The following is a 13,785-nucleotide window of genomic DNA, read 5'->3' as shown; positions in this document are numbered from 1 at the left end:
AAGTATCGGATGACATCCCCACGCTGTCAAGCGCGCTTTTGAGGTGGTGCCCGCGAGCTTGGCGGGACGAATATGGGCGTTACTACAATGATTTACGCCCTCAGTTGCAGCGGACTTTCCGATGGGGCTTTCCTTTGTCACCACGTTGTCGCATAAAGTCTAAACGGGCAATTCGGCGAAGCGCGGAAGATCAGGTGCCGACGAGGCGGTCAATCGCATCGAACCTTGTCCGTAGTTCATTTGTATACAGGCAAAATTCAAGAGAAAATGCGAGAAGACCGAGCCGTGGCGGAGAAGAGCGAGAAGAAAGCAGCGTCGATTGCACAAGAGGCGCCGCGCGACTACGTGCTGCACGAACAGATCGGTTTTTTTCTCCGCCAGGCGAACCAGCGCCACGTGGCGATCTTCGCGAGCCTTATCAACGACAAGCTGACGACGACGCAATGGGCGGCGCTGACCAAGCTCAAGGAAATCCAGCCTTGCTCGCAAAACAGGCTTGGCCGGGAAACGGCGATGGACGCGGCGACCATCAAGGGAGTTGTCGACAGGCTGGTCAAGCGTGGCTTCGTCAGCACCCTGCCGGACAGCAACGACGCGCGCCGGCTCGTCCTGTCGCTGACCGGAGACGGGCTCGAAGCGATCTCGCACAATGTCGTCGCAGCACTTACGGTTTCGGAAAAGACGCTGAGCCCGCTTACGGCGGGCGAGCGGCTGATGCTGCTCGAGCTGTTGCGCAAGATCTGCTGAGGTCATGCGATCCCGACATATCTGTCGAGCAGATGCGGGTTACCGCGAAGTTCATCGACCGGAACCGTCGCCTGAACACGGCCGTTTTCCACGAAGGACACGCGATCGGCGACCGACAGCACGGCATCGACGCGCTGCTCGACCAGCAGGATCGCCTTGCCCTGGTCGCGCAGTCTGAGGACCACATCGCGGATGGCGGCGATCATCGAGGGCATCAACCCCTCGGTCGGCTCGTCAAGCATGATCACAGACGGATCGATGCAAAGGGCGCGTGCGGTGGCCAGCATCTGCTGCTCGCCACCAGAAAGCGTTCCGGAGACCTGGTTGAGCCGCTCGCGCAAGCGGGGAAAAAGGGTCAGTGCCTGTTCGAGAATATCGCGCGAGGTGTTACGCGTCATCAGCCCGATCTCCAGATTATCCCGCACGGTAAGCTCCGAAAACAGCCGCCGGCCCTGCGGCACGTAACCGATGCCGTGCCTTGGCACTTCATGCGCGGGAAGGGCGGTCAGTTCCGTTCCGGCAAGGCTGATGCTGCCGGAACGCGCCGGCAGGAGGCCCATGATCGCCTTCAGAGCGGTCGTCTTGCCAGCGCCATTGCGGCCGAGCAGGCAGAGCACCTCGCCGGCACCGACCGATATCGAGAAATCCTTCAGCGTCTGGCTGGTGCCGTGATAGACGTTCAGCCCGGTAACAGTCAGCATGGGTCAGGATCCCAGATAGGCCGCCTGCACGGCGGGATTGGCACGGATGACTTCCGGGGTGCCGCTGGCGAGGATCTCGCCGGCGTTGAACACGGTGATCGTATCGGCAAGCTGCATGACGACGGGCATGTTGTGCTCGATCAGGAGGATCGTCGCAGTTTCGGCGATCTCGCGGACGAGGGCGCAGAAATTTTCGATCTCGCCGTCGGAGAGTCCTTGGGTAGGCTCGTCGAGTATCAGCAGTTTCGGCTCGAGGGCAAGGCCCATGGCGACCTCCAGGAGCCGTTGATGGCCGTAGGAAAGTTCGCCGGCCCTGGCGGCTGCACGATCCTGCAGTCCGACGCGCCGCAGCGCGAAATCGACCCGCTCGGCAATCTGTTCGCTGTGTAGCCGCCCGAACGGCTCTTTCGCGCGGCTGAGTGCGCTCTGGGCGGAGAGCGCGACGTTTTCGTAAGCACTGAGTTTCGAGTAGACGCTGGTGATCTGAAACGTATAGGCAATACCCTGGCGCACGCGCTTGAAGGCAGGCTCGCGCGTGATGTCGCGGCCGAGGAATTCAACACTGCCTTTGCTCGGGGCAATGCGGCCGGAGAGCAGCGAGACGAAGGTCGTCTTGCCGGCGCCGTTCGGACCGATGATCGCGCGGATCTCGCCGGCTTCCAGCTCGAAATCGACATTCTGGACCGCTTTCAGCCCACCGAAATTGCGACACAGGCCCCTGGTACTGAGTAGCGTCACGGCAGCCATGATACCCACCTTTCGCGGATGGTCCCGACAATGCCCTTCGGGAAGAACAGCACGAGTGCGATGAGCGCCAGACCGGTTATCAGCAGGTAGGCGGCGGTGTATTCGCTGGCGATATCGATCATGTAGAACATGGCGAAGGTGCCGAGCAGCGGTCCGAGAACCGTGCCTGCGCCGCCGAGCAGGGTGAAGAGCAGCGCGTCGATCGAATATTGGATCGAGGCGAAGGACGAGCCGACATAGGCAAACAGTAGTGCATAGGCCGAGCCTGCCATCGCAGAGAGCGTGCCGGAGATCACCAGCGCCTTCAGCTTGATCCGGAAGGTGTCGTAGCCGAGCATCAGCGTGCGCGGCTCGTTTTCGCGGATCGCGACCAGTGTGCGGCCGGTCGTTCCGCGAACAATGGCGAAGATGACGACGGTCGTCAGCGTCAGCAGCGCCAGCGCGATATTGTAACGGACGGTCGGATCGGTGAGATCGAAGTTTGCGCCGAAAAGCTCGAAGCGGCGGGCTGCTTGCGGCATCACCAGACCCTCGTCGCCGCGGGTGTAGGTGGTAAAATAAAGGCTTGCGAGATAGGAGACCTGCGCAAACATCATGGTTACGATCATGAAGGCGACGCCGCTTGTTCTCAACGAGATCAGCCCGATCAGCAGCGATGCGAGGAAGCCCGAGCCAGTGCCGGCAACAAATGCCGCCGGTACGCTCCATCCCAGGTGATAGGCCGTGAGCCCCGCACCGTAGAGCCCGGCAGCGAAGAACAGCGCATGACCGAGGCTGAGCAGCCCAGCATAGCCGAAGAGCAGGTTATAGCCCATGGCAAAGACTGCGAGCACCATTATGCGGGTGATTGCCAGGTGGTGGTAAGCCGGCAGGACGAACTGCAGAACGAACAGCGACATGATGACGAGGAGGTGGAGCCCGGCGGCCTTGGTGAAGCTCGGTGCGGTCATCGTGCCCTCGCTCCGAAAAGGCCCTGGGGTTTGAAGACGAGAACGAGCGCGACCAGCAGCGTCGAGATCATCTTGGCGAGCGTCGGTGAGAAGAAGACGGAGATGATGCCGTCACTGAGGCCGATGATCAGCGCGGCGATGACCGTACCGCGCAGGCTCCCGAGGCCGCCGATGATGACGACGATGAAGGAAAGCAGCAAAGGATCGAGTCCCATCAGGTAATGCGCCTGCCGGATCGGCACGATCAGCACCGCCGCGATCGCCGCGAGCATGGCGCCGGCGGCGAAGACATAGCCGTAGACCTTGCCGATCGGGATCCCGAAGGCTTGCGCCGTTTCGCGATCGAACTGGGTCGCCCGCATGATGAGGCCAAGCCGCGTTTTCGTAAGGATGTACCAGCAGAGGCCGAGCAGCGCGATCGCGGCGGCTATGACAAAGAGATTGTAGCCGGAATAGCCGAACCACGGAAACTGGACGCGGAAGAAGAAGGGCGCCTCGACCGGGTGGGCATCCGGGCCGTAGGCGATCAGCACTGTCTGCTGAATGACATAGAGCATGCCGATGGTGGCCACGATGGTCGCTTCCGGATCATATTCCAGGCGCTTCAGGATCAGCCGCTCGCAGGCATAGGCGATTGCGCCCACCAAAAGCGGACTGATAACCAGCGCCAGAAAGAAACCCGCAGCCGGATTGGACGACAACAGCGATGCAGTCCACCAGGCAATGACTGCGCCCAGCATGTAGAATTCGCCATGCGCGACGTTGACGATGCGCATGACGCCGAAAACCAGGCTCAAGCCGAGAGCCGTCAGCGTCAGCACCGCCGCCTGTAGCAGGCCTTCGAGTGTTGCCAGCAGCAAAAAAGGGCCGAGATCCACGACAATATCCTCTGAAAGGGGTTATGCCAGAGCCTCGCTCAGGAGTGCACAAATCCCGCACCCCGCGCAACGCCGCACGTATGGCCCTCCCGGTCGCGTTGCGGCCGGACCGGACCGAGCACAATCGGCCGCGACGGGATTGCTTTCAAGCTGCCGCGGCGCTTCAGCCTTTGGAGGCTAGAGGGACATTGTCGTGTAGTCGGCACTAACCTCGTAAAGACCGTCCTCGATCGCCGTCCTGTGGACGACTTCAAGGCGCCCGCCGGTCACCTTGGAAATGTTCTGGTGACCGTAGCACTGGTGGTTCTTGCCGTTGAAGATCTTGTCACCCTGCGGATGTTCGCGGCCCTCATCGAACTTCTGGATCGCCTCCATAGCCTCGATGAAGCCCTGCTTGTCCTTAGGCGTCTGGCCCTCATAGCCGCTGGCTTCCATCGCCTGCTTGATGGCAAAGAGCGACTCCCAGCAGCCGAACATGTGGGAATAGGTCGAGATGTCCTTTTGATCCGAGGTGCTGGCGCCATTGGCATCCACGCCAACCATCTCGCGGTAGAATTTGTCGTACTCTGTCTGGTCCTTCTGGGCGTAGCGCGGGTTGCCTTCCCAGAAATAAGTGTCTTCCAGGAATTCGAGCTGCGGCGTCGCAAGGTCAACCGCCTCAAGGCTGTCGATGAAGCCGAAGATCTGCGGCCGGCTGGAGCCGAAGAATTGACCGAGCTCCTTGACGAAGGTGAGCACAGCCGGGCCGACCATGACGTGGTAGAGCACTTCGGTATCGGAGGAGATCTGCGGCAGATAGCGGGTGAAGGAGGATTCAGTCGGAGGGATGGCGATGAGCCCCGCGACCTGGCCGCCCTGCGCCTTGATCGCCTCGGAGAAATAATCGCGGTGATCGTGGCCGAAGGCAAAGTCAGGGAAGATCATTGTGACCTTCTTGCCGAGATTCTTGGAAATCCACGGCGCCATTGCGATGACCTGCGAACGTACATCGGTAATGCCCGGCTGGAAGACATAGCGATTGAGCTTGCCGGAGGCCACGTGATGGCCCTCCGAGACGACGACGTAGGGCAGCTTCAGTTCGCCGGCGCGCGGCGCAGATCCGATGACCACATGCGAAAAGAGCGTGCCGTAGGCCACGTCGACCTTGTGCTGCGTCGCGAATTTCTCAACGACTTCGGCGCCGCGCTTGGGATCGGTGCCGTCATCCTCGACGATGACCTCGACCGGCCGACCGTTGATGCCGCCGCCGTCATTGATGACCTTCACGGCGGCAGCCGTCACGCGCTCGTACCAGCGCCCGTAGGAGGCGCCGATGCCGGTACGGTGGAGCTGGAGGCCGATCTTCACCGGCTCCGACGTGGCCGCCTGACTGTAGCGGACGAAGCCGGGCATCGCCTGCAGGGCCAGGCCCGTACCGGCGGCAGCACCCATTCCCTGCAAGACCGAACGTCTGGAAATGCCCTTTTGGGGCTTTATAATGCTGTTGGACATTGTTGGTTCCCCTGTGCTGAAAGCGGACGTCTGCCGTCTGTTTATACCGTGTCAGATCGTTCGTTTGCCAACAAATCACGAGAAAATGTAATTGACAAGGGTCAGGCATCTGCGATCCCTCGTGGAGGTTGAACAGCCCGTTCGCATCGCTGACTTCGAGCTCTCGACGATCGTTATGCCCGCCTCGCGCATGGCTGCAACTTGGCGCTCGCCCGAGCCGCAAATGCCAATACCCCGCAAGCCGACAACATGACGCTGGGCTTGCCAGCCCTACAGGCGGTATCGAGCAAGCGGGAATCAGTCGCAAGCTTGGACAACACGGCCTTGCGGGATGCCGCGTTCGGCAAAGAAAACCGCCATGCCCGCGCCGTGTCTCGCAGTCGTCCTGGAAGAAGGCGAAATGGTTGCCGATCACCTGCGCGCAAGCTCTTGCGGATCACGATTTGCTCCTCCTGTCATGCGTGCCCGCGTGGATTGTCGCGCAGTCAAGGGCGGCAATGATCCGGCCAGGGGCCCTGCTCGCCATAAAGCGCTGCTCATGGCAGGCGCCACCGTCGTGGTTGCTGGCAAAGGACGAATGACGCGCAGGCTGCAGTTGCTCGGCGAGAACCACGCTTTGGCGTGGCGCCGCTAGCTCTTCGAGCTTGGAAACGACCTCATCGCCACCGCTACGGCAAGATTGCCGCCGAGGCAGATACCATCTTAAAGTCGATGACGAGGTTCGGCATGGACATTCGCCTTTAATTTGTGTTCGTATGCAAACGATAATCTGCGAGGGCAGGGATGACGATCAGCGTTCGTTGGTACACTGGATCTGCCGCGCGCGGGGGCAATGCGTCCATCCTTGCGGTCTTGCAAAAAAGCGCGGCTCTTGCCGCCGGCAGTGTGGCCATGGCTGTCTCAATTGCTTGCCCCGCTTTTGCCCATGGCAGCGAACGCGGTTTCGTCATGCTGCTGCCGACCGGCTATTACCGAACGGGCGGGGCGCTGGCGGTCACTGCCTCCTTCGTGACGCTCGCCATCCTGCCCGCGGCCTGGGCCAAAGCGCTCATGCGCGCTGAACTGACCTGCGCGCGGCTGCCTCGCATACCTCGCAATGCCGCCAGTCTCTTCAGTTTCTTGCTGTTCGCGATCCTTATTGCCGCTGGCCTTTTCGCCACGCCGGATCCGCTGGAAAACCTCCTGCCGCTGACGGTCTGGACAGTCCTGTGGGTCGGGTTCACGCTTCTGCAGGCGTTTTTCGGCAATCTGTGGCCATGGCTCAATCCCTGGACGGGGCTGCTTGCGGTGCTGAGGAGCATGACGGGCAGCCATCTGGCACGAACGGCGCTCGTCACCTTGCCCAAGACCGCAGGCTACCTGCCGGCATCTCTGATGTTCCTATTGATTGCCTGGTACGAACTCGTTTCCCTGGCGCCTGACAATCCGCCGGAACTGGCGGTCGCGGCTGCAATCTATTTCCTTTTCAATCTCGTTGCGATCATCGTTTTCGGGCAAGGCGAATGGATGCGGCGAGGAGAGGCGCTGTCGGTCTTCTTCCACTTTGTCGGTAGGGTCGCTCCGTTCTCGGGGCGACGAAGACAAGGCCGCCGTTGGCTCGTGCTCACATGTCCTGGCCGGCGCTCTGTCACCGGGCGTCCGCTCTCCGTCAGCGCCACGCTATTCGTGCTTCTGACGCTTGCCACTGTCTCTTTCGACGGATTTTCGAAGACCTTCACATGGCTCGGATTGATTGGCGTCAACCCGCTCGAATTTCCCGGCCGCAGCGCGGTGATGACGGTCAATACCTTCGGGCTTCTGGCCGCATTTGCCGCGCTTGCCTTCGTCTTCTATCTCACCGTCTATCTGGGAAACCGCGCTGCAGCTGAGGCCCGTCCGGCGGCGCTTGCGGCTTCGGCCGGGCTGTTCGTCGTCTCCATCATTCCAATCTCGATCGCCTTTCACGCTGCCCATTACCTGACGGTGCTGCTTGTTAATGGCCAGTATTTTGCCGCCGCGATATCCGATCCCTTTTCGCTCGGATGGAATTTGTTCGGGACGGCGCATCTGCATCCGACGACATCCTTTCTCACCTATCTGGAAAGGGTTTCGATCCTCTGGACCGTCCAAACCGTCATCGTGGTGGCGGGACATATCGCCGGCATCATGCTCGCCCACATGGTCGCAATCGAGCATTTCGGCACGACCAAGCGCGCCGTCTGCAGCCAACTTCTTCTCGCAGCAGGGATGGTCATTTATACCGTCTTCGGCTTATGGCTGCTGTCAACGCCAGTGGCAGGATAGAAATGACAGTGTACCGTCTCCATCGGCCTTGTTGAACGCCGGCCGGGCGTCGTCGTCGGCGAAGTCCAAGGTGAACATCTCCAACAACACCAGACAATCCTCGGGCGTCAAACCGTTGCGGAATTGGCCGTATGACGACCGCGAGCTTCACGACCTCGGTATCGACCGCAGCTAAATTTGCTCCGTCGCCCGGGCTGCTGTGGTCCCGCTAACGGCCGCTTGTCGCTCCAATCATTGATGTCTGAAGCGCCTGTCTCTTCAAGAGCGGGCGCTTTGTCTTGCGGTTCGGGCAAGGCACGGGCGATTAAGAGCCTCCCGCTTTTCGCATGGCGCATGGCTGGTCTGCAAGGAAATGCCTAGGAACTAATCAGCGCCTGAGGTATTTCTCCCCTTGTCGAAGCGATGTACCTCCTCCCATGTCGCTTCGAGGAAAAGGCGCCCTTATCCTCCTCCCGAGGGCGTGTCATGAGAACAGCGGCACTCCTCCCGTTCAAGCTGCTGTTCGGTTATTCTTAGAAAGCCTGCCGCACCTCCTCCCGCGGCAGGTTTTTTTGTTTTGGAGGGGCTCATTGAGGAAGGACAAGCCGCGGCGGCTGGTGATATGCCTCGAGATAAAGCGATGTCCATCAGGCTTTGCCCGACGAACGGACTACCACCGGCACCGGCAACTATGCGCTGGAAGCGCGCTTTCAACAGAAGTCGCCAGGAACCGCTCCATCGGCCGTTAGGCAGCTCATTGGGGTGCGGCGATACGGATAGGACGTGGTCCGAGCGGAGCGCCGGTCGCGCGGTCGACGGTGGCGGGATCGATCTTCGTCCCGGTCTTCGCGTCGAAGAACGGGTCACCTCGCCTCCGCCGCGATCATTGCGCCCCACACGGCGATCGCAAACAGAACCGGCAGAAAGTCGCGTCCGGATTTCGTCAGCACATACTCGTCCCGTGGCGGATGATCAAAATGGCGGCGTTTTTCCAGCAACCCCTCCTCGGTCAGTGATGTGAGCCGCCCGTCAGCATCGTCGGCGCGATACCGAGGCTCTTGCAGGTTGGTCGCCATTCCGCTGGATTCGAACGCACCGGTCACCAAGCGCGGCACCTCCGCACTCCAACGGGGCTGACGACGCACAATGCTGCCTCAGGTCTCTTGCTGCACCTCCCGATGTGCCAAGGGTCGCGGAACAAACAGACAGGCGGGAACGATCATGACTGCAGCCACCAGCATGACCAAGAAGGTGGAATGCAGGGCATGCTGAAGGACGAGCCGGAGTTCTTCTGCACCAGTGACGGCCGCCCCCGTGCCATTCAAGAGAGCCCGCAGCTGCTCCGGCGTGATAGCCTGGCCGCTGGCGCTGTGCGCCAGTCCATATGTCAATACTGCACCGAGTACGGCTGCACCAAGCGTGCTGCCAAGATTGCGCGAAAAGACGTTCGAGGCGGTCGCACTGCCGCGTTCAGACCAGTTCACGCTTTCCTGCGTAAGGATCAAGGCACAGATGTTGAGCAATCCCATACCGAAACCCATCACTAACGATCCGGCGCCAGCCAGGACAGCCGAACTCGAGGGCGTCAGCATAACCAGCAGGCACGTGCCCGCCGGAATGCAGAGGCTGCCGGCGATCATGATCGGTCGCAATCCGAAACGGGCAAATTGGCGGGATGCGATCGTTGCACCGCAGGGCCAACCCAGGAGCAACATGGTCAATGCGAAACCCGCCACAAGGGGCGAGCGGTCGAGAACCGTCTGCACATACATCGGAAGAAAGGTCGTCAGGCCCATGATTGACATACTTGCAAAAAACACAGCCAGGTTTGCGAACGCTATCGGCCGTTTCAGCCAGAGGTCAGGAGCGACCATGGGCGCTTCGGCACGGCGTTCCTGCCAGATGAAAACAGCCAAAGTGACGATAAAGACGATGAGGGCAGCGACGGCCTGACCGGAAACGGCATCTTCCATTTCGGTCAAGGCAATCATCAGCGAGGAAATCGAAATGGCGAACAGTACAGCGCCGAGCACATCGACAGAGACTATTCGGCTTGGCTTCTCCTCGTGCAAAAACAGCATGAAACCCAATGCGGCGAGCAGTCCGACCGGCACATTGATCCAGAATACCCAGGCCCATGGAAGATTGTGGATGATCAGGCTGCCGAGGAGTGGACCGACGACGGCCGACAGAGCCCAAACGCTTGCGAGGTAGCCTTGGACCTTGCCGCGTTGGTTTCCGGGGAAAAGATCGGCAACGATGGTCATGGCGACAGGCTGAATCGATCCTGCACCGATACCCTGGAGCAGCCGAAAGGCAATCATCGACGGCATTGACCATGCAAAGCCGGCAAGCACGGATGCGAACAGGAACAATCCGATACCCAGGAGGATCATCGGCTTGCGGCCATAAATATCCGCGAGCTTTCCGAAGACGACGGTTGTCGCCGTCTGCGTCAGCAGGAATGACGAGAAAACCCAGGAATAGAGGTTGATCTGTCCCAGTTGGGCGGCAATTTGCGGCATCGCCGTCGAAACGATCGTCGCTTCAATGGCAATCATCGCCATGCTTGCCATGATCGCGACCACAACGAGCCCGCGATGGGAAGTTTTTTCAGACATAGATGGCTCTTCAGAAAAGGGGCGGTGAGGGGGGCGGCGATGACGGGCTATTGCATGAGGAGCTAACTATTCCTCAGGTCTCTTGCGTCAAGCGACGATTTGACTGCCATCGACCCAGCCTGGCTGATCCGACATCTCATTGTCAGCCGCAGGACAAGGATCCGGGCCGATCCCCTGGTGGCGTTCAACACTGAGCACCGGGCGCGAGATGTTGAAGATAAATCGTGATGGAATCAGATTTTCTGACCAGATCTATCCATCTGTTCCGTCCTTCGCGTTACCGCTCAATTACTCGCGGTGGATTGGATCAATCCAGCGGATCTCTTCAGGCTTTTCGACCGGTTCGATATCAAGGTTGACGACCACCGGTTCCTGACCAGAACGGACGACGACGCATTCCAAGGTCTCGTCGCGACTGGCGTTGATTTCTCGATGGGGAACGAATGGCGGCACGTAGATGAAATCGCCAGGACCAGCTTCGGCCGTGTATTGAAGCTTTTCGCCCCAACGCATGCGGGCCTTGCCCTTGACCACGTAGATGATGCTTTCGAGATCGCCATGATGGTGGGCGCCGGTCTTGGCATTGGCGTGGATCGTTACCGTGCCGGCCCAGATCTTTTCCGCTCCGGCACGCGCCTTGCTGATGGCGGTGGCGCGGTTCATTCCAGGTGTTTGAGCCGTGTTCGGGTCGAGCGAATTGCCGGCAATGACCTTGACGCCATTCTCGCGCCAATGATCCTGCACAGGATGGTGATGTTCGTCGTGGTCGTCTCGATTGTGGTCGTGGGTCACTCTGTTCTCGATTCTTGTCTGCTTGGGGCTCTGGTTTGCTCGGATCAGGCGGCCGACGCGCATGCGCTGAGGCTGTGAACCGCGTCAACGATATCGACGGGCGTGCGGACCGGCCGGCCGGGATTGACATCGGCAGTGTCAACATGCCCCCTGGTCCCATGTGCAGGTGCCGGTCACTTCGCCAATCGGCAATCGCTGGCGATCGAAGGCTCTTTCGGTGGTTCGTCTAGTGTAGAGGATACCGAAGCAATGACCAAGTTGTTGTCAGGATCGATCGCCCTGCCGATCGATCCGCCGATCGTCACCCTCGCCTTGCGACGACCTCGATCCAGACATCACTCGCCGGCAAATTTCCTCGCCCGCATCCGCTCGTGCTGCTTCATCGGGAGCTTGAAGCAGGGGACTGCCGCTCCTATCTCAATTGCGGGAGCACAAGAGGAGCGAAAGAATGGCCCCGTCATCGGTTAAACCGTCCTGTTTTGACATCGAGATATTGCCGCCGCTACACCGTGGTCCGTCTCAAAGCTCCTTTGTCTGTGTGTGTTGCCAGCGCAGCCGCCGAAGCCAGCTTATGGACCCTGATGGCTGCGGAATCTGCGACGATTGCTTAAGCCCTGGCTTTGTTCCTGAAGTCCCTTCAGCAGTTCACGGCACGCCGTTCGTTGAGATGGGCGCGCAATTGCGTGTAAGGGGAACGAGAACAACCAAAAGATGACGGGCATATCAACGGAAAACTAATAGTTGACGACCCGGCGTAGGTCAGCTATATGACTGATTGTCGAATTTTGCTTGCTAGCTTGGTTATCGCGCGATTGGCACCGCGCCTGAACGAACTTCCTTTCAAAAATCGCTATCTCGTCCGCATCGCGTTGGCGCTGCGGTTTTTCAATATTGCTATGAAAGGGTTCATCATGACCACTGGCACAGTTAAATGGTTCAATTCCACCAAGGGCTTCGGCTTCATTCAGCCGGACAACGGCGGCGCTGACGCCTTCGTTCACATCTCTGCCGTCGAGCGTGCCGGAATGCGCGATCTCGTCGAGGGCCAGAAGATTGGCTTTGATCTCGAGCGCGACAACAAGTCGGGCAAGATGTCGGCCTGCAACCTGCAGAACGCTTAAATCGATATCTGCTTTCCTTTGACCACGGATGTACTGGCACTGTCGGATGCAGATCATCAATTCGGGGCCAGGCGATCTGCCTGGCCCTTTTTGCTTTCGCTCGTTCCTCGAGCCTGCCTATCGGAGCCAAGATGACAGAGACCTACAGCAAATCTCGCCAACAGGCGGAGATCGCCTTCGGTAATATTCAGACGCAGTTCTTCGCAAAGAACAAGGCGGCCGAAGAGCTCGAATCGGTTGCCCAGTCCCGGGAGGCGAAGACCTTACGGCTTCGGGAGGCGCGCCTTGCAAGGGAGCTCGATGACCGCGCGTCGTCAACGTCCGCCCTGCTGGTAAAACGCGCCAAGGCCAGCTGACCGCGATCTCACCCGCTCTGGATGAAGATATTCACAACGCCAGAAATAATGAGCGTTCAAAGTGGCGCGCCGCGACTGCGGGCGCAACAGACGGGGGCGTGCTGACAGTTCACTCACACCAAAGGAAGCCTCAATGGCACCGGATACGAAGGAACTTCAGTCGATCAATACGGCCTGGCAAATTGCCATCCAGGAAATTCTGCGCATGGTGATCAGGGACATGTATCACGGTAGCGGCGAGGCTTCATTCAAGACACATCTCAAGCGTATCGAAGCGGCAGCCGTGGACAGCATTTATACGGATCTGAGGCTGCGTGGGACAGATGAGTGGACGGAAGTCCTGGTCAAGGAAAGGGCGAGTAATTTCGTCACGACCCTGCTGACCTCGTTTACATATGATCGGGCATGACAACAGCTGCTGGCATTTTTCAGCCAGCGCTGACGTGAGCAGTCGGGGCACAAACGAGCCAACGACCTCATCGTCGGTCGCGCGGGGTCGTTGAGCTTCTTCTGGAGCTGACAGCAACGATCGTCGATCAGGCGGGTGTTAAAGTGGAAGTCACGACATTGCGATCGCATCCATACCCACGGCCACAGCCCTTCCGCTCTGGCGTTTAAGACATTGGGCAATGTCGGTACCTGCCTTCATCGCCAGCATGGGTTACCGGGATTTGTACTTTGCGTCGAGATCATCCATGGCTTTGACATTACCGGCAGACCGACCGTTTTCATCAAAGGTATGGGAAAGAAATGCATCAGCGATCGACTTTGCAAGCTCGGTTCCGATGACGCGCGCTCCCATGGTGATGATCTGCGCATTATTAGAAAGCGCTGCGCGCTCGGCAGAATAGGTGTCGTGGGTCAGGGCAGCGCGGATGCCCGGAACCTTGTTGGCCGAGATGCAGACGCCGATGCCGGTACCGCAAACGAGGATCGCTTTGTTGTAGGTGCCATCAATGACAGCCGAGGCGACGCGGTCCGAGATGTTGGCGTAGAAAGGGTCGGCGCCGGCGCTCGTGCGCGAGACTTCGTGCACTTCGAAGCGGTCTTTTAGATGCTCAGCCAGAATTTTGGCGAGGCCTTCGCCGACGCTGTCTCCTGCAATGGCAAGCTTCATAT

14 protein-coding genes and 1 pseudogene are annotated in these 13,785 nt (G+C 59.5%); 6 read left to right on the top strand and 9 right to left on the bottom strand.

The features are described 5' to 3' along the window. Nucleotides 1–267: 267 nt before the first annotated feature. Entirely contained in the window at nt 268–747 is a 480-nt protein-coding gene (locus AM571_RS33085) for a MarR family winged helix-turn-helix transcriptional regulator (RefSeq protein WP_081377262.1), read from the top strand. Nucleotides 748–749: 2 nt separating this feature from the next. On the opposite strand, the gene AM571_RS33080 is transcribed toward AM571_RS33085, so the two are convergent. The 5 genes from AM571_RS33080 to AM571_RS33060 all read right to left on the bottom strand — a co-directional run bounded on the left by AM571_RS33080 (nt 750) and on the right by AM571_RS33060 (nt 5,514). Continuing rightward, the gene (locus AM571_RS33080; protein WP_074065142.1) at nt 750–1,448 is read right to left on the bottom strand and encodes an ABC transporter ATP-binding protein; all 699 of its coding nucleotides are present in this window, start codon (nt 1,446–1,448) and stop codon (nt 750–752) included. Nucleotides 1,449–1,451: 3 nt separating this feature from the next. After that, complete coding sequence (locus AM571_RS33075; RefSeq protein WP_074065141.1) at nt 1,452–2,195, bottom strand: ABC transporter ATP-binding protein; 744 nt, start codon at nt 2,193–2,195, stop codon at nt 1,452–1,454. Further along, nucleotides 2,183–3,145 (bottom strand): branched-chain amino acid ABC transporter permease, encoded by a 963-nt coding sequence (locus tag AM571_RS33070; protein ID WP_074065140.1) that lies wholly within the window; start codon nt 3,143–3,145, stop codon nt 2,183–2,185. Before AM571_RS33070 ends, AM571_RS33075 begins: the two co-directional genes overlap by 13 nt. Further along, nucleotides 3,142–4,023 (bottom strand): branched-chain amino acid ABC transporter permease, encoded by an 882-nt coding sequence (locus AM571_RS33065; RefSeq protein WP_074065139.1) that lies wholly within the window; start codon nt 4,021–4,023, stop codon nt 3,142–3,144. The genes AM571_RS33070 and AM571_RS33065 overlap by 4 nt, the downstream gene beginning before the upstream one ends. A 177-nt stretch (nt 4,024–4,200) precedes the next feature. Further along, on the bottom strand, nt 4,201–5,514 hold the full coding sequence (locus AM571_RS33060; protein WP_074065138.1) for an ABC transporter substrate-binding protein: 1,314 nt from the start codon (nt 5,512–5,514) through the stop codon (nt 4,201–4,203). 358 nt (nt 5,515–5,872) lie between these two features. Here AM571_RS33060 and AM571_RS33055 point away from each other — a divergent pair, with 358 nt between their 5' ends. Beyond that, nucleotides 5,873–6,148, top strand: a complete 276-nt coding sequence (locus AM571_RS33055) for a hypothetical protein (RefSeq protein WP_132551812.1) — start codon at nt 5,873–5,875, stop codon at nt 6,146–6,148. 257 nt (nt 6,149–6,405) lie between these two features. Continuing rightward, nucleotides 6,406–7,797: a hypothetical protein gene (locus AM571_RS33050; RefSeq protein ID WP_081377315.1), complete on the top strand. Its 1,392-nt coding sequence runs from the start codon at nt 6,406–6,408 to the stop codon at nt 7,795–7,797. 689 nt (nt 7,798–8,486) lie between these two features. Here the strand turns inward: AM571_RS33050 and AM571_RS33045 are convergent. The 3 genes and pseudogenes from AM571_RS33045 to AM571_RS33035 form a co-directional block, all read right to left on the bottom strand. Beyond that, nucleotides 8,487–8,836: pseudogene (locus AM571_RS33045) on the bottom strand (winged helix-turn-helix transcriptional regulator); the annotation flags it as partial. Between the two features lie 94 nt (nt 8,837–8,930). Next, the gene (locus tag AM571_RS33040; protein WP_074065136.1) at nt 8,931–10,397 is read right to left on the bottom strand and encodes an MDR family MFS transporter; all 1,467 of its coding nucleotides are present in this window, start codon (nt 10,395–10,397) and stop codon (nt 8,931–8,933) included. Nucleotides 10,398–10,685: 288 nt separating this feature from the next. Further along, nucleotides 10,686–11,189, bottom strand: a complete 504-nt coding sequence (locus tag AM571_RS33035) for a cupin domain-containing protein (RefSeq protein ID WP_074065721.1) — start codon at nt 11,187–11,189, stop codon at nt 10,686–10,688. A 911-nt stretch (nt 11,190–12,100) separates the two neighbouring features. Here AM571_RS33035 and AM571_RS33030 point away from each other — a divergent pair. The 3 genes from AM571_RS33030 to AM571_RS33020 all read left to right on the top strand — a co-directional run bounded on the left by AM571_RS33030 (nt 12,101) and on the right by AM571_RS33020 (nt 13,075). After that, complete coding sequence (locus AM571_RS33030) at nt 12,101–12,310, top strand: cold-shock protein (protein ID WP_011650239.1); 210 nt, start codon at nt 12,101–12,103, stop codon at nt 12,308–12,310. Between the two features lie 131 nt (nt 12,311–12,441). Continuing rightward, the gene (locus AM571_RS33025; protein WP_074065135.1) at nt 12,442–12,666 is read left to right on the top strand and encodes a hypothetical protein; all 225 of its coding nucleotides are present in this window, start codon (nt 12,442–12,444) and stop codon (nt 12,664–12,666) included. Between the two features lie 133 nt (nt 12,667–12,799). Continuing rightward, entirely contained in the window at nt 12,800–13,075 is a 276-nt protein-coding gene (locus tag AM571_RS33020) for a hypothetical protein (RefSeq protein ID WP_074065134.1), read from the top strand. A gap of 252 nt (nt 13,076–13,327) precedes the next feature. Here the strand turns inward: AM571_RS33020 and AM571_RS33015 are convergent, their stop codons facing one another. Beyond that, on the bottom strand, nt 13,328–13,783 hold the full coding sequence (locus AM571_RS33015; RefSeq protein ID WP_074065133.1) for an RpiB/LacA/LacB family sugar-phosphate isomerase: 456 nt from the start codon (nt 13,781–13,783) through the stop codon (nt 13,328–13,330). Nucleotides 13,784–13,785 lie beyond the last annotated feature (2 nt).

Source organism: Rhizobium etli 8C-3, from assembly GCF_001908375.1.
GTDB classification, from domain to species: Bacteria; Pseudomonadota; Alphaproteobacteria; order Rhizobiales; family Rhizobiaceae; genus Rhizobium; species Rhizobium etli_B.
This window is presented reverse-complemented; position numbering and strand designations above follow the sequence as displayed.

What these genes read in the sequence shown, in the direction of transcription:
- AM571_RS33050 (WP_081377315.1), top strand. Translation starts at nt 6,406, where the DNA reads ATGGCTGTCTCAATTGCTTGCCCCGCTTTTGCCCATGGCAGCGAACGC.
- AM571_RS33025 (WP_074065135.1), top strand. Translation starts at nt 12,442, where the DNA reads ATGACAGAGACCTACAGCAAATCTCGCCAACAGGCGGAGATCGCCTTC.
- AM571_RS33020 (WP_074065134.1), top strand. Translation starts at nt 12,800, where the DNA reads ATGGCACCGGATACGAAGGAACTTCAGTCGATCAATACGGCCTGGCAA.
- AM571_RS33055 (WP_132551812.1), top strand. Translation starts at nt 5,873, where the DNA reads ATGCCCGCGCCGTGTCTCGCAGTCGTCCTGGAAGAAGGCGAAATGGTT.
- AM571_RS33085 (WP_081377262.1), top strand. Translation starts at nt 268, where the DNA reads ATGCGAGAAGACCGAGCCGTGGCGGAGAAGAGCGAGAAGAAAGCAGCG.
- AM571_RS33075 (WP_074065141.1), bottom strand. Translation starts at nt 2,195, where the DNA reads ATGGCTGCCGTGACGCTACTCAGTACCAGGGGCCTGTGTCGCAATTTC.
- AM571_RS33040 (WP_074065136.1), bottom strand. Translation starts at nt 10,397, where the DNA reads ATGTCTGAAAAAACTTCCCATCGCGGGCTCGTTGTGGTCGCGATCATG.
- AM571_RS33015 (WP_074065133.1), bottom strand. Translation starts at nt 13,783, where the DNA reads ATGAAGCTTGCCATTGCAGGAGACAGCGTCGGCGAAGGCCTCGCCAAA.
- AM571_RS33080 (WP_074065142.1), bottom strand. Translation starts at nt 1,448, where the DNA reads ATGCTGACTGTTACCGGGCTGAACGTCTATCACGGCACCAGCCAGACG.
- AM571_RS33060 (WP_074065138.1), bottom strand. Translation starts at nt 5,514, where the DNA reads ATGTCCAACAGCATTATAAAGCCCCAAAAGGGCATTTCCAGACGTTCG.
- AM571_RS33070 (WP_074065140.1), bottom strand. Translation starts at nt 3,145, where the DNA reads ATGACCGCACCGAGCTTCACCAAGGCCGCCGGGCTCCACCTCCTCGTC.
- AM571_RS33030 (WP_011650239.1), top strand. Translation starts at nt 12,101, where the DNA reads ATGACCACTGGCACAGTTAAATGGTTCAATTCCACCAAGGGCTTCGGC.